The sequence below is a fragment of the Phosphitispora fastidiosa genome (assembly GCF_019008365.1).
GTDB classification, from domain to species: domain Bacteria; phylum Bacillota; class Thermincolia; order Thermincolales; family UBA2595; genus Phosphitispora; species Phosphitispora fastidiosa.
This window is the reverse complement of record NZ_JAHHUL010000002.1, coordinates 111,300-133,214: the sequence shown is the minus strand read 5'-3', so window position 1 is coordinate 133,214 and position 21,915 is coordinate 111,300. Positions and strand designations below refer to the sequence as shown.

Sequence of the window (21,915 nt, the reverse complement as noted above, 5' to 3'; positions counted from 1 at the left end):
CTGATATACGGAAAACAGCTTCAAAAATACGAAATGCCTGCAGGCATGCATATAGTTTCAAGATTATGGTCAAATTATGAAAACAAAGGAAAACCGAAAATTTCGACAGATTAGTTAGATGTTGGCGAAGGAATTTAAATAGTTTTTGTAGAATATCTTATCTTAATATTTAGGAAATTATACTTTGAGGTAAAATTGTGGATAGCCTCAAAGTATAATTTCCGGATATCAACAAAAGTTTCCTTAAAGTTTTGATAGAAACTTTTGTTACAATTAAATAAAGGTATTTTTGCAAGGCAGCAGGGTTGTGTCAAAGGCAGGCTGCAAAGGCCTGTCAAAAGCTTTTTTTAGTACTACTAACTAATCGGGGGGCGTAGATATTGAAAAGCTATCAGACGAGTCAACTGAGAAACATCGGGATTTTTGCCCACGGTGGCGCAGGTAAGACTTCGCTGGTGGAATCGATGCTATTCAACACTGGAGCCATAAACAGATTAGGCAGAGTAGAAGATGGGACAACAACTTCAGACTATCACCCGGAAGAAATCAAGAAACAGGTTACCATTCACACCACACTGGTTCCCTGCGAGTGGAACGATGCCAAACTTAATTTGCTGGATTCACCCGGTTTTTCCGATTTTATCGGTGACGTACAAGGTGTCCTCAGGGTAGTTGATAATACCCTGTTTATGGTTTGTGCGGTTGCAGGCGTTGAGGTTCAGACCGAACTTATCTGGGATATGGCAAGTGAGTCCGGGCTTCCCAGGGTAGTTTTCATCAACAAGATGGATCGTGAAAATGCCAATTTTGAAAAGGTATTGGGAGAGATCGAACAGCAGCTGCCGGGCAGCTTTATTCCGGTTCAAATTCCCATAGGGGCAGCGGAGACTTTCAGTGGGTATGTTGATGTGATTGCCCAGAAGGCTTATGCGTACAAAGATAAGGGCGAGGTAAGCGAGATTCCGGTTCCTGACGATTTGGCAGCTGCTCTGGAGATTTACCGGGAAAAGCTTGTGGAAAGCTCTGCTGAGATGGATGATGAGGCCTTGGAGAAATACCTCAATGGTGACGAATTATCTGAAACAGAAATAATGAATGGCCTCAAGGCAGGAATCAAAGAAGGCAAAGTTACACCGGTACTTTGCGGCTCGGCAACTAAAAACGTTGGTGTGAAGCAGTTAATGGATTTCATGGCAGAGTACTATGCAGCTCCGGAGGATAAATCCTCTGATCCTTTGTCGGCCCTTGTGTTTAAGACTCTGGTTGACCCGTTTGTGGGTAAGATGAACTTCATCCGCGTATTTTCGGGCAGCTTGAAGGCAGATGTTCCTCTGTACAATGCGACCAAAGAAAAAGCTGAAAAGATTGGTCAGGTACTTTATGTACGGGGCAAGCACCAGGAAAATACCACCCAGGTGCCGTGTGGTGATATCGCGGTCCTGGTTAAGCTGCAGGATACCAATACAAATGACAGCCTGGGTGTCAAGGAAAAGCCGGCTAAACTGGACCCTGTAATATTCCCGGTGCCAACATTTACAGTGGCTATTGAGCCCAAGTCCAAAGGTGATGAGGATAAGCTGGGAAATGCTATCAGCAGAACCTTGGAAGAAGACCCTGCTCTCAGAGTGGAGAAAAACGTGGAAACACACCAGACCCTGCTTACAGGTATGGGTGAGATGCACCTGGATATTACCCTGGATAAAATTAAGCGGAAGTTTGGTGTTGATATAGTTACAAAGGATGTCAGGGTGCCTTACCGGGAGACCATCCGGGGTACTGTCAAGGTAGAAGGCAAGCACAAGAAACAGACCGGCGGTCATGGTCAGTATGGTCACTGCTGGTTGAGAATTGAACCACTTGCCGAGGGTACTTTTGAGTTTGGTGAAGAGATATTTGGTGGTTCTGTTCCCAGGCAGTACATACCGGCGGTTGAAAAAGGTGTCAGGGAAGCTATGGCAGACGGCGTTCTTGCCGGCTATCCCGTTACTAATGTTAAAGTCGTGGTTTATGACGGATCATACCATAATGTCGACTCCTCGGAAATGGCCTTCAAGATTGCCGGCGCCCAGGCATTTAAAAAAGGCGCGCAACAGGCTAAACCCACGCTGTTGGAACCGATTGCCGATGTTGAGGTCAGAGTCCCGGAAAACTATACCGGTGACATTATCAGTGACTTCAACACCAAGCGCGGCCGGATTCAGGGGATGGAGCCTGGTGAGAAGCTGACAACGGTTAAGGCCCAGGTTCCCATGTCTGAGATGTACCGTTATGCTATTGACCTGAAGTCAATGACCCAGGGCCGGGGTTCATTTTCAATGGAATTCTCCCATTACGAGGAAGTTCCCGCGATGCTGGCTGATAAGATAGTGGAAAAGGCCAAGGCAGAAAAAGAAGCGGCCGAGAAATAGAAAACATTTTAAAATAGGGGACCTAGGCCCTTGTGTAATACTACAAGGGCCTAGGTCTGTTTTTTATGGGAGTCAGAATAAGAACATAGTTAATCGTCTTAAAAAATTGCCTGTTTAGCAGTATGAAATATATGGCTTAACGTTTAGAGATAAGCAAATTGCTGGAAGCATATTCTAAGAGCATTCTGAATTCTGACTCCTAACTACTTTGGTTGCGGCTGTAAGCCGCGCTATGGTATTTGTTTCAAACCTCATGAACTGTAAATGTTGTTTTACAGAGCTCTTGAAAGGAGTTGACAGGGAATGAAACAAAACAAAGAAGATATCGTAATTTTATTGGCTGTAGTAGGAATTATCATTTTTATAATAGGCTTTGCGTATCTTATCCGTGAGTTTAGAACTTCTCCCAGATCAGGCTCTAATAATTATAACAGCGCTCCCGGAACGTACAACGAACTGACGGAGGGTCAGGTCAATGAGAGTCAGGGTGAAGAGAGTCAGAAAATGAGAGAAAAAAATATTACCCCTGCCAAAGTAAGGCTGGTCATTGATGCGATAATGGCTGCCGGGCTGTTGGGCGGATTATCTCTCATTTTAAGGGGCAGGGTTAATTATATGCTGATAATTGGGGCAGTCGGGATTATTATAGTAATTATCGACCTGTACCTCAGAAATCTATTCGGATAGCGTACTATTATCAAAAAAATTGTTAAGGAAATATTCTTGTTTGAAGGAATCGATTGATTGCAGGCAGAATATGTCTATATTATTGGACATTTTAAGCTTGCGTTTGGGGGCGCGGGATTAAAGTAAAATGTTCAGAATATTGTGTTATCATGAGGGAGGGTGACAATTATGGGGGGAGTAATTAACACTATTCCTGACCGCAAAAGTCTCCGGGATTATGATGAGGCCTGCAGGACCTTCAGCTTTCAGGGAGCAGCATCAGAATTGTACCGGGAGCGCCCGGGTCCGGTCAACATAGCATATCAGGCTGTGGATTACCAGGCTGCGGATGAAAGGCTCAGGGACAAAACTGCACTGTTTTTTGAGTCGGGTGACAGGGAAGAAATTTATACTTTTGCCCAGATGGCGGCTTATTCCAACAAATTTGCCAATGTGCTCAAAAAATACGGAATTGGTAAGAGCGATCGGGTGGGAATTTTTATGTCCAGATGCCCGGAATTATATATGAGTTTTATGGGAACCGTAAAAAGAGGAGCTATAGTGGTCCCGCTCTTTGAAGCTTTTATGGAAGATGCGGTATTTGACAGGCTTAAAGACAGTGGAGCAAAAGCCGTCATTACCACTCCGGAACTCAGGAACAGAATTCCAACCAATAAATTACCTGACCTGAAACATATATTTGTCGTTGGTGGCTGTGGAACGCTAAAAAAGAAGGATATTCAGTGGCACAACGAAATGGCAGAGGCCTCAAGAGAGTATGAGATTACCCAGGTAGCGCCGGAAGATCCCTATCTGCTTCTTTATGCCTCAGGGGCGGAAGGAAAGCCTAAGGGGATACTGCATGCCCACAGGGGTGCGGTGGGGATATATATTACTGCTAAATGGGTTCATGACCTTTGTAAAGATGATATCTACTGGTGCACAGCGGATCCTGGCTGGATCACCGGAATTAGCTATGGGTTTTTGGCGCCATGGATGCATGGGGTTTCTGTGGTTGTAAGAGGCGGGCGGTTTGATGCTGAAGATTGGTTCAGAACACTCAGCAAGTACCGGGTAACAGTATGGTACAGCGCTCCTACGGCCTTCAGGATGATGATCAGGTGCGGTTCCGGGCTGCAGGCAAAATATCCCCTCTATCTGCGCCATATCCTGAGTGTTGGTGAGCCTTTAACCGCAGAAGTGCTTGATTGGAGCCTGCGGGAACTGGGCCAGGTCATTTACGATACCTGGTGGATGAGCGAAACAGGGATGAACCTTATCTGTAATTACCGCTGCCTGCCCATTAGGGTCGGCTCAATAGGGAAGCCTGTTCCCGGAGTAAAGGCTGCAGTCATAGATGATGAAGGAAATGAACTGCCGGCAAATCACATAGGAAACCTTGCCATTGAAGCCGGCTGGCCGGCGATGTTTTCGGGTGTCTGGAATAATCATGAGCAATATTACAATTATTTCAGACATTATCCGTGGTTTATCACGGGGGATGCGGCCTATTATGACAGTGACGGGTATTTCTTCTTTCAGGGCCGCATTGATGGTGTTATTAATACTTCCGGTGAAAGAGTGGGACCAAATGAAGTGGAAAACAGGCTCCTGCAGCACCCGGCGGTTTCTGATGCCGGTGTTGTCGGGAAACCGGACCCGCTCAGGGGTGAAATTGTAAAGGCATACATAAGGCTTGATGAGTCTTATGATTGGACTCAGGAACTGGCTGATGACATCAGAACCTTTGTTAAGCATGGGTTGGCATCACACGCTGCTCCAAGGGAAATCGAGCCCCGCAGCTTTATTCCCAAAGATAGGGAAGGACGCAACAACCGCAGTGTTTTAAAGGAGTGGGCTCTGGGGCTTGACCTTAAATAGGTTTTGGACTTGACCTTAAATAGGATTTTGGTATATCATAGAAATAACTGTTGCAATAAGAAAATTCAGAAAAATTGCAAATTATGTCCGGAGGTGCATGAGAATGGGTTCAAAAATGATTGCAGTTGCAGGAAAAGGCGGTACCGGTAAGACAACTTTCACTGCTCTGGTATTGCGGGAACTGGTGAATATGAAGAAAGCCGCCATTCTTGCCGTAGATGCTGATCCCAATGCTAATCTTAACGAGGCGCTGGGATTGGATGTTGATACTACAATTGCTGAAGCGGTTGACTCTGTTAAGGCCGGTGAAGTGCCTACAGGGATGACTAAGGAAGCATTTATTGAGTGGAAGCTCAGCCAGTCTATGATAGAAACCAAGTATGTTGACCTGCTGGTGCTGGGCGTTCCTACCGGCCAGGGTTGTTATTGTTATCCAAATGACCTGCTGCGCCGGCACCTTGATAACCTGAGGGGCAACTATGACTATGTTGTCACTGATAATGAGGCGGGACTGGAGCATTTGAGCCGCCAGACAGTTCAGGATATTGATTACTTTTTTATTATCAGCGACGCTTCGGCGCGCAGCATCCGATCTGCCGGCAGAGTAAAGCAGATTGTCGATACACTGCATACAAAGGTTCACAATATCTATCTTGTTGTGACAAAAGTTATGGAAACCGGCATTGATGAACTTATGGGGGAAATCGAAGCAACAGGTCTCCAACTGGTGGGGACTATTCCCTACGACCCGGAGGTCGCCGAATATGACTTGAAGAGTAAGGCGCTGTACGAGCTGCCGGAGAACTCCAAAGCTGTCGTGGCTGTAAAGGAAATTATAGCGAAAACAGGTCTGTAAATAATTAGCAACACGTGTAGTCAGTATTACGGATAATCAGCAGTTTGAGGCTGTCTCAATTTGAGACAGCCCTTACTTATTTACTGTGGTTTTCACGTAGATGAAATCGGCATCTCCCCCGATGTAAGATGTCACCCAATATGGTTTAATTAAATCAGGGTTCGGTCAAAAGAAGCCGGATTCAATAGAAGAAGGGGGAGAAACGAGTATGGGAACAAGGGCTTATCTGTTAGTCAACGTGGTGGATGAGGTGAATCAGCAGGACTTTGTGAAGATTCTGCGGGAACTTGAGGAAATGCTGGAGATTGATTTTGTTGACCCTGTGATTGGCAATTGGGACATGGTACTTATGATTGAAGCTCCGATTACGGTTGAAGCAGTGGCTAAAAAAATTGGTGATCAGCCCTGGGTTAAGGAACTTCAAACCCTGAGGATAGTCAGCCTCTTTGAGCGCCACCGGGCATCAAAAAAAGAACTTCTTTCGGCACTTCAGCATCAAGGGGTTTGATACCATGGGCGAAAACAGTGTGTTATCGAAAACGGACAACAGTACAGACCCTTTTGAGATCATAGATAATATTGTTGGCAAAAGCAATTTGGACATGGGATCAGCTATTGTAATCCTGCAAAAGACCCAGGCAGCTTTCGGCTATGTCTCTCCGGCTATGCTGGAACGCATATCTCAGCTGACGGGTGTGCCAACAAGTGTGCTTTACAGTATTGTGACTTTTTATGCCCAGTTCAGAATGGAACCTATCGGGGAAAATCTCATTCAGGTATGTCATGGGACGGCATGCCATCTGGCCGGGGCCGAAAGGATTTCGGAAGCTGTGGAAATGGAAACAGGAGCTAAGACTGGACATACAAGCCCTGATGGCAAATTCACCGTAGAAAAGGTGGCCTGTCTCGGCTGCTGCAGCCTCGGTCCTGTAATGACAGTTAATGAAGAGACCTTGGTCAGGATGACTCCGGAGGCATCACGCCATATGATTCAGGAACGGCGCGGCTGTTGCAGTTGTGGCGGAGCATCTGCTGATGCCAATGGGATGTCCGGGGAGGTGAGCTAGGTTGATTAAGGTAACGGTAGGCCTGGCTAGCTGCGGCATCGCAGCCGGAGCTCAGAAAGTCTACGATGCTTTCCAGAAAGAGCTGGATGGGACAGATGTGCAGCTTGATTTCAGCGGTTGTATGGGTATGTGTTATAACGAACCCCTGGTAGAGGTTCGCGGCGAAGACGGTAAACGGTTTATTTACGGCAAACTGCTGCCGGAAAATGTTGCCCGGATCGTAGAGGAACATATCCTGAAAGGCAGTCCCGTTAATGAATGGCTGGTTTATGGCGATGGAATTGTGACTCCTGATTCTGACTTCATTGATAAGCAGGAACGGATTTTGTTGAAACACTGTGGGGTAATTAACCCTGAGAGCATAGAAAGTTATTTGACTGTAGACGGCTACAAAGCAATTGAGAAGGCTGTCTTGTCCATGACCCCTGAGCAGGTCATTGATGAAATTGACCGGTCAGGCCTGAGGGGTCGAGGCGGCGGAGGGTTCCCGACTGCAGCCAAATGGCGCTTCGCCAGAAGGTCGCCAGGCAAGGACAAGTATGTTATTTGCAATGCCGATGAGGGTGACCCCGGGGCCTTTATGGACCGCAGTGTCCTGGAAAGTAATCCCCACAGTGTTCTTGAAGGGATGCTCACTGCAGGTTATGCCATTGGGGCAAACAACGGATATGTATATATCAGGGCCGAATATCCCCTGGCAATAAACAGACTTAAAAAGGCTATTGCCCAGGCTGAAGAAAAAGGGTTCCTGGGAGATAACATCTTGGGAAGCGGCTTCAGTTTCCGGCTTGGGATCAGGGAAGGCGCAGGAGCATTTGTCTGTGGGGAAGAGACAGCATTGATAATGTCTATTGAGGGTAAACGCGGTATGCCCCGGATCCGGCCCCCTTATCCGGTTGAGGCGGGACTCTGGAATAAACCTACATCCATAAATAATGTCGAGACTTATGCCAATGTCCCTTGGATAATGCTTAACGGCGCAAATGCCTTTAACCGTTACGGAACAGAGACCAGTAAAGGAACCAAGGTTTTCGCACTGGCAGGAAGTATTGCCAGGGGTGGGCTTATCGAGGTTCCCATGGGAATCACTATTAAGGAAATTGTTTTTGATATCGGGGGTGGGCTGGCTTCGGGACGTAAATTTAAAGCAGTCCAGACCGGTGGGCCGTCAGGAGGATGTATTCCGGCTGCTTTAGCTGACACGCCGGTAGATTACGAGTCATTGAAAAAAATCGGGGCTATCATGGGTTCCGGCGGCATGCTGATAATGGATGAATCTGCCTGTATGGTTGATGTAGCCAAATTCTTTCTGAATTTCACCCAGGAGGAGTCCTGCGGCAAGTGCACCTTCTGCAGGATTGGAACCCGGCAGATGTTGGGGATACTTAAGCGGATTTCAGAAGGCGAGGGCAGGGAAGGCGATATTGAACTTCTTGAAGAACTGGGGCAGAAGGTTATTGCCGGTTCTCTGTGCGGGCTGGGACAGTCGGCGCCAAATCCCGTGCTTACAACCATCAAATATTACCGGGAAGAATATGAGGCTCACATTTCGCATAATACCTGCCCGGCCAAAAAGTGCAAGGCCTTTATTAGTTATGACGTAAATGCCGAAAACTGCAAAGGCTGCGGGAGATGCAGCAAGGAATGCCCTACAGGCGCTATTTCGGGTGAAAAGAAAAAACCCTTTACTATTGACCGGGAAAAGTGTATCCGCTGCGGCTTATGTATCAATGTCTGCAAGTTTGATGCCATAACCGTAAATTCAGGAGAAGAAAGGGGGGCGGCAAGCAATGGCTAAAGTTAAAATTACTATAGACGGCAAGGAAATAGTGGCTGAGGAGGGGAGCAATCTTCTGGAGACCGCCAGGTGTAACGGTATCGAAATTCCGTCCCTCTGCCATGACTCCAGGCTGGAACCATTTGGGGCCTGCCGCCAGTGCCTGGTAGAGGTTGAAGGGGGACGCGGGCCTGTCCAGGCGTGTGGAGCCAAGGTTCAGGAGGGAATGGTAGTCCGGACCGCGACAGATCATATTCTGGGCCTGCGCCGCCTGGGTTTGGAACTTCTGCTGACAGAACATACCGGGGATTGTATTGCGCCATGTCAGCTAGCCTGCCCGGCAGAAATTGATATTCAGGGTTTTGTGGCCCATATCGCTAATAGCAGAACAGCAGAAGCAGCGGCGCTGATAAGGGAAAAGATGCCCTTCCCCGCTTCCATTGGCAGGGTTTGCCCGCGTTTCTGTGAACAGGAATGCCGCCGCAATCTCATTGAGGGACCGGTTTCAATCTGCTTCTTAAAAAGATTTGCCGGAGATTCAGAGTTACAGGAGGGGAAAGTAAATATTCCGCCTGCCAAGCCTGATACAGGCAAACAGGTGGCTGTAGTGGGCGGTGGACCGGCAGGACTGACCGCAGCCTACTACCTTGCACTCGAAGGCCATCGGGTCACAATTTTTGAGGCTGCTCCGGAACTGGGCGGAATGATGAGATATGGTATTCCTGAGTACCGTCTGCCAAAAGCTGTGCTTGATGAGGAAATCAGGGTGATTACCGAACTGTGCCAGGCAGTTGTCTGCAACAAGGCGCTGGGGCGTGATTTTACCCTCAGACAGTTAAAACAAATGGGATTTGACGCCATATTCATTGGTCTCGGGTCCTGGGCTAACCAGAGCCTGAGACTTGAAGGAGAAGACCTTGGCGGAGTATATTCGGGAATAAGCTTCCTGGGCAGGATGGCTCTCAAGGATGCCCTTCCTGTTGGCAGCAGGGTTGTGGTCATAGGAGGCGGCAATACCGCCATGGATGCTGCCCGGACTGCGGTCAGGCTCGGAGTTCCTGAAGTAACCGTTGTCTATCGCCGGTCCAGAGATGAAATGCCGGCAAATCCCCATGAAATAACGCAGGCTGAAGAGGAAGGCGTTAAGCTTGAACTGCTGACAGCTCCGGTTGCGTTTATCGGTGAAGGGGGTCAGGTTAGTTCTATTAGGTGTGTAAAGATGCAGCTGGGAGAACCGGACTCCTCCGGAAGGAGGCGGCCCGTACCTGTTGAAGGCTCCGAGTTTGAGATTCCTGTTGATACAGTAATTACCGCCACCGGGCAAAAGCTGGAACAGTCAGCACTTTTAGGAAGCCCTGAAATTGTTTTGAACCGTTGGGGAGATATTGAAGCAGATTCAGAAACTTATCAGTGCCAGGCTGAGTGGCTGTTCTCAGGTGGCGACTGTGTCACCGGCCCGGCGACAGCTGTTGCGGCAGTGGCTGCCGGTCGCAAGGCGGCGCTGTCAATAGATCTTTACCTCAGGGGAGAAGCTGTGGTGGCACCCCAAAAATCCTTTAACTGCAGCCGGGGTACCCTGGAGGAAATTGACCCTGAAGAATTTGCCGACAGAGAACGAATCCCCAGGACAGCTATGCCTACTGTAGCTCCTGAAGTAAGAAAAGATAACTTCCAGGAATTTGAGACGGGGTTCACCAAGGAAATGGCCGCAAAGGAAGTAGAACGGTGCCTGTCCTGCGGTTGTCTGGATGTGTTTGATTGCAGGGTTCGTAACTATGCTACAAAACTTGAGGTAACCACTAAAAGACTGGGAGTCGGAAAACCCAAATATCCGATTCTTAATGATCATCCGCATATTATCAGGGATCCCAATAAGTGTATCCTGTGCGGCAATTGTGTCCGCGTCTGTCAGGAGTTTCAGGGAGTCGGGGCGCTGGGATTTGTTAACAGAGGTTCACATACGGTGGTTCTGCCATCCCTTAAGTCTCCGCTGGCTGAAACCTTATGTAAATCTTGCGGTCAGTGTGTGGCCATATGTCCTACCGGAGCGCTTACCCAGCAAAGCATTCTGGCTAAACCCGGACCCTGGCTGACGAAAAAAGTGGAATCTGTCTGCCCGTACTGCAATGTTGGCTGCAAATTGGAGCTTGAGATTGCAGGAGGTCGGATAGTAGCCGTCACATCTCCGGTAGACAGCGCCACGGTCAACGGAGGAGACCTTTGTGCCAGGGGGGCTTTTGGATATGATTTTGTTCATAATCCTGAAAGACTGGTTAAACCCCTGGTGAGAAAGAATGGCAGGTTTGAGGAGACTGGCTGGGATGAGGCCATTCAGACTGCCGGGAATATCCTAAGGGAGGTAAGGGACACTGCCGGGCTGGATAGTGTTGCTATTGCTGCAGCGCCAGGGCTCACCAATGAGGAGACCTATACGGCATACAAGCTGGGCCGGATGGCGCTGGGGGCCAGCAACATCTTTGGAACCGCACCTGTAACCACAAACAGCCTGCTTTCCGAAACTGGGAGAAAAGGACTCGGGCCGTCGTTCGCAGACCTGATGGACAGTGACCTGATTCTGGTTGTCGGCGGGGAGATTTCGGATGATTATCCTATTGTGGCCCACAAGATCAGAAAAGCCGCAGCTAAAGGAAGTAAAGTGCTGATAATCAGTCCCGGAGCTACCAGCCTGCAGTCGATTGCTGCTTTAAGCCTTAAAGTCAGATACCGGAATTTCCTCAGCCTTTTCGAAGCATTTCTGAGTTACGTGTTCCGGTATAACCTGATTGACCCTGCTGTAAGGGAAAATAATTCGATTCTGATTGACACTCTGAAGGAACGAATTCCGGGAGACTTCTATGAAATTATCAAATCAGTCAGGACCAAACCCGAAAAAATTGTTAAATTCCTGCAGTTTTACCTGAGGGCTCATAACCCGGTAGTGGTTGTGGACGGATATGTGATTGGACCTGATGAACTTGACATGGTTAGTCTCTTTACCTTGATTACAGGTAATCTGACCGGTTCCGGAAGGGGAATGATCACCCTGTATCCATATGGGAATATCAGGGGACAACTGGAAATGGGTGTCAGGACAGGCGCTTCTGATTATACGTCACTTATTGACGGCATCAAATCCGGAGCTGTCAGAGGGCTGTTAATTGTCAGTGACGGTCTGGGAATTGACAGCAGGCTGATGCACCAAGGTATAAAAACCATTGTCATAACGCCCTTTTTACAGGACAATATGGCTGCTGAAGTAATTCTCCCGGGGGCTACCTTTGCTGAGACAGAAGGCAGTTATACAAACTGTGAAGGAAGAATGCAGCACCTGGCTCAGGCATTGTTACCCCCGGCAGGTAAAGATAACAGGCAGATAATGAGTGAACTTGCTTTTGCAATGGGCTGTCAGCTGGAATATAACAGCGGGGCAGGAATACAGGGAGAAGTACTTAGACAACTGCTTAAAAGAAGACAAAACTAAATCTTTTACCGGGAGCGGGTTTTCCTCCCATTCTCCATGCTCCCGGTTTTTTTAAATCTTAATGGTGCAGCTTACTTATCATTTAGCAAATAGGTTTAAAAGCGCCTGCGTACCTCTGGAGGGGACATTAGTTCCGTTTGACAGCAGAAACAATTGGTAGTAAAATATAAGTAAGAGGAACAATATAGAAAATTCAAAAAATTCAAACTTACTACTGGCCCCTCTGATATATTTTTTAAAATTGATTGTGAAATTAGTAACAAACTCCTTAGGTGTGTAGGAGGAAAAATTCCTTGAAAAAAAATTCCTTGCAAAGAGTTTCCATCATGTTAGCCGATGACCACGTGGTAGTAAGGGAGAGTATACGTAAACTCCTGGAAGATGAAGAAATGTTTCAGGTTGTTGGTGAGGCCGGTGATGGTGAAAGCGCCGTTAAGCTGGCTACAGCCCTCAAACCGCGGGTGTTGGTTATAGATATTGATATGCCGAAACTTAATGGAATCGAGGCCACCAGAAAGATAAAGGAATTGAGCCCGGAAACGGCTGTATTGATATTAACTGCATATGACTATGAACAATACATTTTTCCTATCCTGGAATCGGGGGCATCGGGGTATTTGCTCAAAGATATCAGTGGACAGGAGCTGGTTCGTGCGATTAGTGCGGTCGTACGCGGCGAACCTGTTCTGCACCCGGTTGTAGCAGGCAAGGTCATGCAGCATATGCGCTGCGTTAAGGCTGCAGAGAGTACGGAGCAGTTGACCTCTAGGGAAAAAGAGGTTCTTAGGCTTGCCTCCATGGGCATGAGGAACAGGGAAATAGCTGGGAGGCTTTTTCTCAGTGTGCGTACGGTAGAAACCCACTTGCGCAACGTTTTTTCTAAAATAGGGGTTAACTCTCGAACAGAAGCAATTTTGACTGCTTTGAGACAGGGCATAATTAAAATTGAACAACTTGATGGCGGGGAATAAAGGCTGGATTAACTGAAGTTCGCTGTTCTATGGGAAAGGAGATGTGTTGCCCGTGGAGCCGGACATCTATAATGTGCAGAACAATGAAAATAACCTGCGTCTGTATGTAAAACAGGTTACCCTGGCCCAGGAGGAAGAAAGACTTCGTATAGCCAGGGAACTTCACGACAGCACTGTTCAGTCATTGATTGCCATACTCCACCAATCAGAAAATTTTATGGCAAAAAATCAGAATTTGAGTACTATGCCATATACCAGGTTCCTTCTGCAGCTTACGGAACAGTTGAAGAGTGTTATCAGGGAGGTTCGTCATTTGAGCTCAAACCTGCGGCCTTCCATTCTTGATCACCTTGGACTGCTCCCCTCACTGGATTACCTTGCCGAAGAACTTCGGAAAAATTACGGAATCAGGACAAGTCTGGAGATAAAGGGTCCACTTCATCGTTTCCAGCCTGAAGTGGAGGTCAGTATTTTCCGGATTATTCAGGAAGCCCTCAACAATGTTGCCCGCCACTCAGAGGCTTCCCGTGTAGACATAAGTATTGAATTTGGCAGGGATACAGCAAGATTTATGGTCAGGGACAACGGTATTGGGATTAGCGGTTTTCCAGAGGTGAAGTCAATCCTTCTCAGCAACCGTAAACTTGGGTTGGCAGGGATGTTTGAGAGGGCACAGCTAATCAATGCAGAAATTGTCCTGGAAACAGCTCCGGGTGAAGGGACTGTTATTTATATTACTGTCCCGATACCAGGAGAACCTGCTTGACAGCCTCTGGGCCATTTTATGGCTTCAGAGGTTTGCTCATTTTAGGGGGTGGTAGGACGAAGTAAGGCGGACAACCGAATAGGAGGATGTTGCCTGTGTTGTTTACAAGGCACGAGGTGCCTTGTGAGAAATGGGAGGAATAGGCAATGGGAAAACTTGATATTACTTCGGCAAAGGAGCAGAGAAGAATCGCTAAATGGAGTGCGGTCATCTCTGCAGCAGTATGTGTGGTAACATTCCTGCTGGGGCACAAAGCTCTTACGGTGGGAATATTTATTAGCTGCTTCCTAATGGTTCTGAATTATAAGGCCCTGAGCCTCGTTCCTTGGATTTATCAAAGATTTAAGTCCCCTATACGGGCAAAAGTGGTGGCATTTGTTTATTATTATCTGAGATTTTGGCTCATCATCATGGTTATGTTCTTTACTATACCCAGGGGAGGATATGAATTTGCCCTGGGGTTCCTGGTAGGTTTTCTAATTCCTAAAGTTGCTATGGGCGCCATTTTAATCTATGGCGGCAGCCATGATTGGTGGCTAGAGCGCAGCGGTCCGGCAGTAATGCCGGAAAAGGAACTTACTGCTCTGGAAAAAGAATTGCTGGAAAAGAACCCATTTGAATTTAGTATGGTAGATTTTGAATGGGAATCCCATAACAAAAAGAAATAACGGGCATACTATCCCTGCACATATAAGAAAATCGAGTAATCTTTTTTAGGAGGCAGGTTTATGGTAACCCACAAAAAGGCCCAAAAAGATACCGCAGCACAAAGGAAAGATGCAGCAGGGGTAAAGCAAGACCGGACAGTGGAAACAGAAGAGAAGCTTGACTATAAGCTGCAGGTTCCTCCGGAATTTGTACCCACTGAACTGGGGTCGGCAGTTTTTGCCAGTGTTGAGGGAAGTCCCGCTGATGAAGAATTTTTGATTGCAGATAAAGACAGCAATGATGATATTGAAGATGGAGTCAAAAATTCTCGTGAATAAAGGAGAATTTTCTTTTATACCCCGGAGGGCATATTTCGAGAGAGAGGCTCTGGAGTATCAGCTGGGAAAAGAAATACACCAGGCTCTGGAAGAGATGGGGGTGGAGATAAAACTGGCCGGGTCTCACAACAGAATAACCGGGATACCCGGAAAAACGCCCCGGGAAGCATATCAGGAGGGCAAGAATACTATGGTTGTGGGAGTCAGGAAGACTCTTGAGTTTCAGACCTGCAAGCCCTCGGCACACTTTCAGCTGCCTTTGGCGACTAGCTGCCCAGGGATGTGCCAATATTGTTACCTGAACACGACACTTGGCAAAAAACCCTATATCAGGGTCTATGTTAATATTGATCAGATATTGGACAAGGCCAAAGAGTATATTACTTCCAGAGAGCCGGAGATTACAATTTTTGAGGGTGCGGCCACCTCGGACCCCCTTCCTGTTGAACCTTATACCGGGGCCTTGGCGAAAGCTATTAACTATTTCGGTATCCAGGAAATGGGCAGGTTCAGGTTTGTGACCAAATTCACCAATGTGGACAGCCTGTTGAAGCTGGAACACAAAGGCCATACCAGATTTCGATTCAGCCTAAATGCCCCTACGGTTATTGACCGGTATGAGCAGAGAACTCCAAGGCTGCTCCAACGCCTTGAAGCTGCCCGGAAGGTATATCAGGCGGGCTACCCGACAGGGTTTATTGTGGCTCCGATAATTGAGTATGAAGGCTGGCAGGAGGAATACCGGGCTGTGTTTTCCGAGCTGAGGAAACGCTTTGGTTCCGGGGAACAGCTCACCATTGAGCTGATAACCCATCGCTTTACCCAGAGGGCCAAAAATAACATCCTGGATATCTTCCCGGAGACGACTCTGCCAATGGTGGAAGAGAACCGCAAATTCAAGTACGGCCAGTTCGGTTATGGTAAATATGTGTATCCCCCGGAGAAAATGGCAGAAATAAAAACCTTCTTACAGGACATGGTGGACCAAAGCATCCCCCAGGCAGCAGTGGAATATTTTGTATGATAATTAAGAGAGTGGCAGTTCATTTTGATATGAACTGCCACTTTCTGCTTATTGACAAACCCCACATAATTTGAGTATTAAACTGTAATATTGACAGAGGCAGATGAATTCCTACGGCGGGCTACATCTCCGCCGGCATCCGCTCCCGCTTTGCGGGTCGCGGGCCGGACGGACGACAGACCCGCCATCCGGAACACATCTGCCTCTGTCTTACAACATTTATGTAGTTCAAAATTTTTGACTTTGTCGACAGCCTGAGAGTGGCAGTTCATTTTGATATGAACTGCCACTCTCCTTATTAATTCCACACAAATATAGGATTCTTTTAACTGTTGGCTTAGGAAATGACTGTAGCATATGGTGAGGTGCTGTACAAGATCCAGCAAGAAAAGCCCAATGAGCCATCGAGTTCGGGGACGCTGCCTTATTGCCGGTGGGTGGCAGCTAGACTCACTGGCGGCAGTGCGGAAAATCGGTACAGCACCTTACCATATTCTTTTCACAGTCATTTCCGGAAGCCAACATTTATTTTCCACTCTCGCAAAGGATTTTACGGATTTTTGTCGAAATATGGGAAAATATAGGACTAATATTCAGGGGGGGCCTTCATTGAAAAAAGGGAACAGATTTATAGCCAAAATGCTGCTTACCATCATGCTTTTCAGTCTTGTGTTACCGGGACCGGCTGTGTTTGCGGCAACCAGACCCACCATAACGGTGTCCACGCCGGTCGATGATGCTGTTGTCACCACAAACTCAATAGCTGTAACGGGATATGTGACAAATGCAACAATCCTGAGGATAAATGGCGTTAGTGTTTCCTTTGGAAGCAGCGGTTTTTTTTCGTATACTGTCCGCAACCTGTCAGAGGGTACTAATTCCATCAGGATTTCTGCCACCAGTTCTTCAGGATATACCTCAAATACATATCTTTCCGTACATTATGATCCTGATGCTGTCAGGCCTGTAATACATATTTCCAGTCACGATGACAATGAACAGGTTTATGCGGCAAGCCAAAGTATTAGCGGGACCCTGACTGATGCCGATTCCCTTGACGTTAAGTTAAATTGGGTCACTGACATACCGTACGTCCCTAATGGGAGCGGGGGTTTCACTGCAGATGTGACCCTTGTCCCTGGTGATAATGTGATTGTGTTCACTGCCGGCAACTCCGGGCTCACAATCACCGAAACCCTGCATCTCACCTATACCAAGTCATCTCTTATTTCTGATGTCACAGTAAATGGGATTGATGTTAATGATTATATTACCACAACTACAGGTTCGGTCAGCCTTGCAGGAGTTGCTCCCAATGCAGATTCAGTGGCTGTTACTCTTAACGGGGATGCTGTCAATGAGAGTTTTGCAGCAGGAGTCTTTTCAGCAACTCTGAACCTGATAAGTGGAGCTAACCGGATTGCCATTACCGCGGAGGGGGGCGGGGCAAGGGAAACCAGGGATATTACCATATATTACGGTGAAGCGGGTCCCCAGGTCTATGACGTCTCACCGGAAGACAACAGCACAGTTTATACAACATCTATAACAGTAAAGGGGACGGTCCGCGATGCGGCTTCCCTTACAGTTAACGGAAACAGTACCTCCATAGCCGCAGACGGGACTTTTTCCCGGGCTGTAACCCTTATCGCAAACCAGTCAAATATTATCACCATAGCTGCAGCTTCTGCAGGTGGGGTTGTCACTACACATAACTTCAACGTCTATTGTGAGACCAATCCGGTAATTACCCTTGAGGAACCTGATAATGGCGATGTTTTCTATACAAACAGCCTGACGGTCTCCGGGAAAGTGGTCAATACTAAGTCCGGCGGGCTCACAGTAAATGGGACAGTTGTTTCCTTCAATTCTTCAGGGAGCTTCTCCAAAACCCTGACCATGAAACCCGGATATAATACCATAAGTGTTAAAGCACTGAACTCTGCGGGTGTGGAGGATGTTGAAACTGTTACAGTTGAATATCGCGGGGGACCCGGTATTGTCAATCTTACTCCGGAACAGGGGGTAACTCATACGGTAAACAGCGATTCTGTGACTGTCACCGGAAAGGTTGTCAATATTCCTTCAGGGGGGTTAAAAATAAACGATTCCGCGGTTAGCTTTGACAGTAGCGGGAACTTTAAGAAGGCTATAGCTTTGTCTGCAGGCCTCAATGAAATTAAGATTACTGCCACTGACGGGTATTCTACTGCTGCGGCTACCATAAATATAAGATATGAATCCGGTCCCGTTATTATGATTATCTCTCCTGAAAACGGGGAAGTGGTGGTCAGGGATACAGTAACTGTTAAGGGCAGGGTATTGAACACTGAAAGAAATGGGCTGACAATTAATGATGAAACAGTTTCCTTCAGCAGCAGTGATGGCAGCTTTTCCGCCGACGTGGAACTGACGGGAATTAGGAATGAAATCGTTATTAATGCTTATAACGGGCAAAAATCGGCGGAAAAAACCCTATTCATATATTATAGCGGTGCTCCAAGTTTCACTATATTATCACATAGTAACGGGGACACTGTGGATACGACCGACATCATTCTTGAGGGGACGGTTTTTCCCGCTGATAGTAATGATATTGATTCATTCACCGTTGAGGTGAACGACAGCGTAACTATTGCCAGGGTCAGCTTGAATGATGGCAGGTTTCGTATCGGCCCGATAACCTTGAAGTCAAATAAAGACGGGTCAGACAAAGAAAATAAAATTAGTTTAAGCGTTACCACCGTGCCGGTTACTATTACAGAGGGTGAGGCGCTGGGATTTCCATTAAGTGAACGGACGAACCTTCCTCGCACAATTACACTGACGTATACTAGTGGGCCCTCCATTGCAGTTGACTCTCCCCTTGAAGGGGCCACGATTTATTCCAATATGGTTACTATCAGGGGAAAATTGAAAAAAGCTGATTTCAATACCCTTGAAATTGACGGTGAAGAGACAGATGTCAGGTCTGACGGAAGCTTTTCCCGGAGTGTGACCCTGAAAGGCGGGAAGAATGAAATTGAGCTGAGCGCAAGCTTTGGGGAAGCCTCAACCACCAAGACCCTGACGGTATATTATAATACAATAGCAAAAGAGGGCTCTGAGGTTAGGACAGAGGTCGCCGACGGTGATGAAATCAAGGCCTATGATGACTGGATAAAGATTAAGCTGGATGCGGGTTCAGTAGGTTTCAATACAGAATCACTCCTGGAGGTGGAAGACCCGGGCGACCTGGAGGATGCACCTGACCAGTCCGCCTTCGTGGGGCCCCTGTTCCGCCTGCGCTGGTCGGGAGATGACCCTGTCAAGCGCTATCAGGTTACGCTGAAATATGATGACGTAGTTGGTGAAAAACAGGCTCACAAGATAACGGTGTTGTTTTATGACACGGAAGAGGATGAGTGGCAGATTCTCGGTGGGATAGTTGACTCCAAGAGCCGGACTGTCAGTATTAAGACTGACAGGGAGGGTTACTTTGGCGCAGCTATCTATTTCAGGACCTTTGATGATGTGGCTTTCCACTGGGCTCAAAGGGATATCGAATTCTTAGCGGCTCGCGGGGCAGTAACCGGAAGGACCGGGGACAGATTCATGCCTGATGCCAGTGTTACCAGGGCGGAGTTTGTTACCTTCATGGTACGGACATTGGGACTGCAGCAATACGAGCCGGAGGATGCTTCTTACAGTGATGTGCGCCGGAGGCACTGGGCTTTTCCGTATATTGAGGCTGCCTTGAGGGCCGGGCTGGTTTCCGGCGTGTCTCATGACAGGTTTGCGCCGGACAGGAACATATCCCGGGAAGAGGCTGCCGCGCTGCTGGCCCGCGCAGGTAACCTGAAGACACCTAAGGAGCAGGAACTTACCAAAATTTTCAGTGATTTTAACGATGCCGGCAGGATCAGCCTATGGGCACGGGAAGATGTGGCTGCTGCGGTAAAAGCAAAACTCATGAAGGGGTTTGCTGACAGTACCTTTTCTCCTGACCAAAATACTACCAGAGCGCAGGCAGCTGCAATGATATCGCGGCTGACCGAAGTTGTAAACAAGACCTCCCGCAGCTAGAGACGCCGGTTAACTGTTATCTGTGGGGGCGCTGTCCTATAGGTTATCATAGCCTATGTACCTGGGGTTGCGGTCCAGATTGCTGTAAGTATGGCAGATGCCTTTGTTGAGCTTTTTAATGACTTCCATTTTTTCGTCAAAGGGCATTTCGGTTGGCAGAAGGCAGAAACCACTGGCCTGGACCAGGGCATTCATTGAGTCCATGGTAAGGTCATTAAGGTGGGAACACCCCTGTTTTCCCCCGATAATTTCCTGAATTGACCTGCGGACCCCCTTTTCCAGCCGTAGGCCTGCCAGCTCCTTCATTCTGGGACAAACTTCATGGCAAAGGTCAAAAGGGACGGTAACCATGTCTGTCCTGGCATCGATTATAGTTTTGGAATCATTATCGAATTTAATGATTGTTTTTATTTCATGAAAATTATCCTTCATGTGTGCCGTTACTTCGAGAATATTTCCACCGAGACTATTTACTTCGATTGTTTTGTTGCGATTGAATAGTGACACTGGATGTTCCTCCTTTGGTTAGAAAAAATTACCGCTAATGGTTTAATTTTAAGTCAAACCCGCTTAAAATGCAACTTGCAGATGCATCGGGGCATGATTTGGGCGGGATGAACGGGTTGCACTGGGGAGAATGAGAGGGTATAATTTTTATGTACTGTCAGTCAAATACAGTGAGTTTCCGGGATCAAAAAGCACAACAGGAGTGATTACACTGGTACGTAGAATCGGTTGCGGACTGCTATTGTTTTTATTTTTAACGACATGCCTGATATCTCCTGCCGGAGCTGCCCAGCAGCAGGCAGCGGTACCTCCCCAGGTGTCCGGAAAAGCAGCCCTGCTCATGGATAGCAAAAGTGGAGAAATACTTTATAAATATAATGCACATGTTCCCCTGCCTCCTGCCAGCACTACAAAGATACTTACAGGCATCATTGCCATTGAACGCACAAAGCTTACCGATATAGTGACCGGAGGCAAAAACCCGACACTGGTGATACCTTCTGCTATCGGGCTTCATGAAGGGGAAACCATTACCATGGAAAATCTGCTCTATTCCCTCTTTGTAAAATCCGCTAATGATGCAGCAGTTGCTGTTGCAGAGCATATAGCCGGCTCCGTTCCTGCCTTTAGTGAGCTGATGAATAATAAGGCTAGAGAGTTGGGGGCGGTAAAATCTAATTTTGTTAACCCTCATGGTCTGCCGGACCCTGAGCACTATTCGACAGCCTATGACCTGGCGGTAATTGCCAGGTATGCCATGCGGAACCCGGTATTTAGGGAGTTCGTGAGTACCAAGGTAAAGGTGATTCCGAGGAAAGATGATTCTGATGTCAAATGGCTGCAAAATTCCAATAAGCTTCTGTGGCGCTATGAGGAAGCAACAGGGATAAAGACGGGGTATACCAAGGAGGCAAAGAACTGTCTGGTGGCCTCAGCAGCCAGGGGAGACCAGGAAATGATAGCAGTAGTCATGGGGGAACCGGGGTCTGTCGTCTGGACTGATGCCGGGAACCTGCTGGACTACGGATTCTCCGGGTATAATACCATAAGAGCCAAGGAGGCCGGTACTTTAGTCCGGGAGGCAGCAGTCAGCAATGGCATCGGGGATGTGGTCCTGAAAACAGCAGAGGACTTTTATTATACCGTTCCCAGGGGTGAAAGCGGTACGGTAACTGAGAAGGTGGCAGTAGCAGATGATATCAGGGCTCCGGTGAAAAAAGGCCAGGTACTCGGTAAAATAACTTTTCATCTCTCAGAAAAAAACCTCGGTTCAATAGATCTGGTGGCAGGCAATGAAGTTAAGGCAAAAGAGATAACCCAAATAGCGCCTGTTAATCCTCTGTTGGCGGGGGGCCTGATGCTGGGTCTGTTTGTAGCCTGGAATGTAACTAAGCGGAGAAGAAGACGTCATAGGTACAGGAGAAAGAATAGGACTTGGCATAGAAATTCTATCAGATAAC

Annotated in this window: 16 protein-coding genes; 15 read left to right on the top strand and 1 reads right to left on the bottom strand. The window is 47.5% G+C overall.

Annotated features, from left to right (window positions below):
* The first annotated feature begins 380 nt into the window (after positions 1 to 380).
* The 14 genes from fusA to Ga0451573_RS02930 all read left to right on the top strand — a co-directional run bounded on the left by fusA (position 381) and on the right by Ga0451573_RS02930 (position 19,948).
* The gene (gene fusA, locus Ga0451573_RS02995) at positions 381 to 2,408 is read left to right on the top strand and encodes an elongation factor G (RefSeq protein WP_231682398.1); all 2,028 of its coding nucleotides are present in this window, start codon (positions 381 to 383) and stop codon (positions 2,406 to 2,408) included.
* A 303-nt stretch (positions 2,409 to 2,711) separates the two neighbouring features.
* Positions 2,712 to 3,095: a hypothetical protein gene (locus Ga0451573_RS02990; RefSeq protein WP_231682397.1), complete on the top strand. Its 384-nt coding sequence runs from the start codon at positions 2,712 to 2,714 to the stop codon at positions 3,093 to 3,095.
* Between the two features lie 168 nt (positions 3,096 to 3,263).
* The gene (gene acsA, locus Ga0451573_RS02985) at positions 3,264 to 4,955 is read left to right on the top strand and encodes an acetate--CoA ligase (protein WP_231682396.1); all 1,692 of its coding nucleotides are present in this window, start codon (positions 3,264 to 3,266) and stop codon (positions 4,953 to 4,955) included.
* 103 nt (positions 4,956 to 5,058) lie between these two features.
* Positions 5,059 to 5,811, top strand: a complete 753-nt coding sequence (locus Ga0451573_RS02980) for an ATP-binding protein (RefSeq protein WP_231682395.1) — start codon at positions 5,059 to 5,061, stop codon at positions 5,809 to 5,811.
* 208 nt (positions 5,812 to 6,019) lie between these two features.
* Positions 6,020 to 6,319 carry a hypothetical protein gene (locus Ga0451573_RS02975; RefSeq protein WP_231682394.1) on the top strand — a complete coding sequence of 100 codons (300 nt, stop codon included), beginning with the start codon at positions 6,020 to 6,022 and terminating at the stop codon, positions 6,317 to 6,319.
* A gap of 4 nt (positions 6,320 to 6,323) precedes the next feature.
* Complete coding sequence (locus Ga0451573_RS02970) at positions 6,324 to 6,878, top strand: NADH-quinone oxidoreductase subunit NuoE family protein (protein WP_231682393.1); 555 nt, start codon at positions 6,324 to 6,326, stop codon at positions 6,876 to 6,878.
* Between the two features lies 1 nt (position 6,879).
* On the top strand, positions 6,880 to 8,676 hold the full coding sequence (locus Ga0451573_RS02965) for an NADH-ubiquinone oxidoreductase-F iron-sulfur binding region domain-containing protein (protein ID WP_269438075.1): 1,797 nt from the start codon (positions 6,880 to 6,882) through the stop codon (positions 8,674 to 8,676).
* Entirely contained in the window at positions 8,669 to 12,136 is a 3,468-nt protein-coding gene (locus Ga0451573_RS02960; RefSeq protein ID WP_231682392.1) for an FAD-dependent oxidoreductase, read from the top strand. Before Ga0451573_RS02965 ends, Ga0451573_RS02960 begins: the two co-directional genes overlap by 8 nt.
* 293 nt (positions 12,137 to 12,429) lie before the next feature.
* Positions 12,430 to 13,107, top strand: a complete 678-nt coding sequence (locus tag Ga0451573_RS02955) for a response regulator transcription factor (protein ID WP_231682391.1) — start codon at positions 12,430 to 12,432, stop codon at positions 13,105 to 13,107.
* 52 nt (positions 13,108 to 13,159) lie between these two features.
* Positions 13,160 to 13,873 carry a sensor histidine kinase gene (locus Ga0451573_RS02950; protein ID WP_231682390.1) on the top strand — a complete coding sequence of 238 codons (714 nt, stop codon included), beginning with the start codon at positions 13,160 to 13,162 and terminating at the stop codon, positions 13,871 to 13,873.
* A gap of 146 nt (positions 13,874 to 14,019) precedes the next feature.
* Entirely contained in the window at positions 14,020 to 14,541 is a 522-nt protein-coding gene (locus Ga0451573_RS02945; protein WP_231682389.1) for a hypothetical protein, read from the top strand.
* A 60-nt stretch (positions 14,542 to 14,601) separates the two neighbouring features.
* Positions 14,602 to 14,859, top strand: a complete 258-nt coding sequence (locus Ga0451573_RS02940; RefSeq protein ID WP_231682388.1) for a hypothetical protein — start codon at positions 14,602 to 14,604, stop codon at positions 14,857 to 14,859.
* On the top strand, positions 14,834 to 15,883 hold the full coding sequence (gene splB / locus Ga0451573_RS02935; RefSeq protein WP_435052280.1) for a spore photoproduct lyase: 1,050 nt from the start codon (positions 14,834 to 14,836) through the stop codon (positions 15,881 to 15,883). The genes Ga0451573_RS02940 and splB overlap by 26 nt, the downstream gene beginning before the upstream one ends.
* Positions 15,884 to 16,492: 609 nt before the next feature.
* Entirely contained in the window at positions 16,493 to 19,948 is a 3,456-nt protein-coding gene (locus Ga0451573_RS02930; protein WP_231682386.1) for an S-layer homology domain-containing protein, read from the top strand.
* A 36-nt stretch (positions 19,949 to 19,984) separates the two neighbouring features.
* Here Ga0451573_RS02930 and Ga0451573_RS02925 read toward each other — a convergent pair whose 3' ends face one another.
* Positions 19,985 to 20,455, bottom strand: a complete 471-nt coding sequence (locus tag Ga0451573_RS02925; protein WP_231682385.1) for a DUF2889 domain-containing protein — start codon at positions 20,453 to 20,455, stop codon at positions 19,985 to 19,987.
* 130 nt (positions 20,456 to 20,585) lie between these two features.
* Here Ga0451573_RS02925 and Ga0451573_RS02920 point away from each other — a divergent pair, with 130 nt between their 5' ends.
* Positions 20,586 to 21,914, top strand: coding sequence for a D-alanyl-D-alanine carboxypeptidase family protein (locus Ga0451573_RS02920; RefSeq protein WP_231682384.1), 1,329 nt, complete (start codon positions 20,586 to 20,588; stop codon positions 21,912 to 21,914).
* Position 21,915 lies beyond the last annotated feature (1 nt).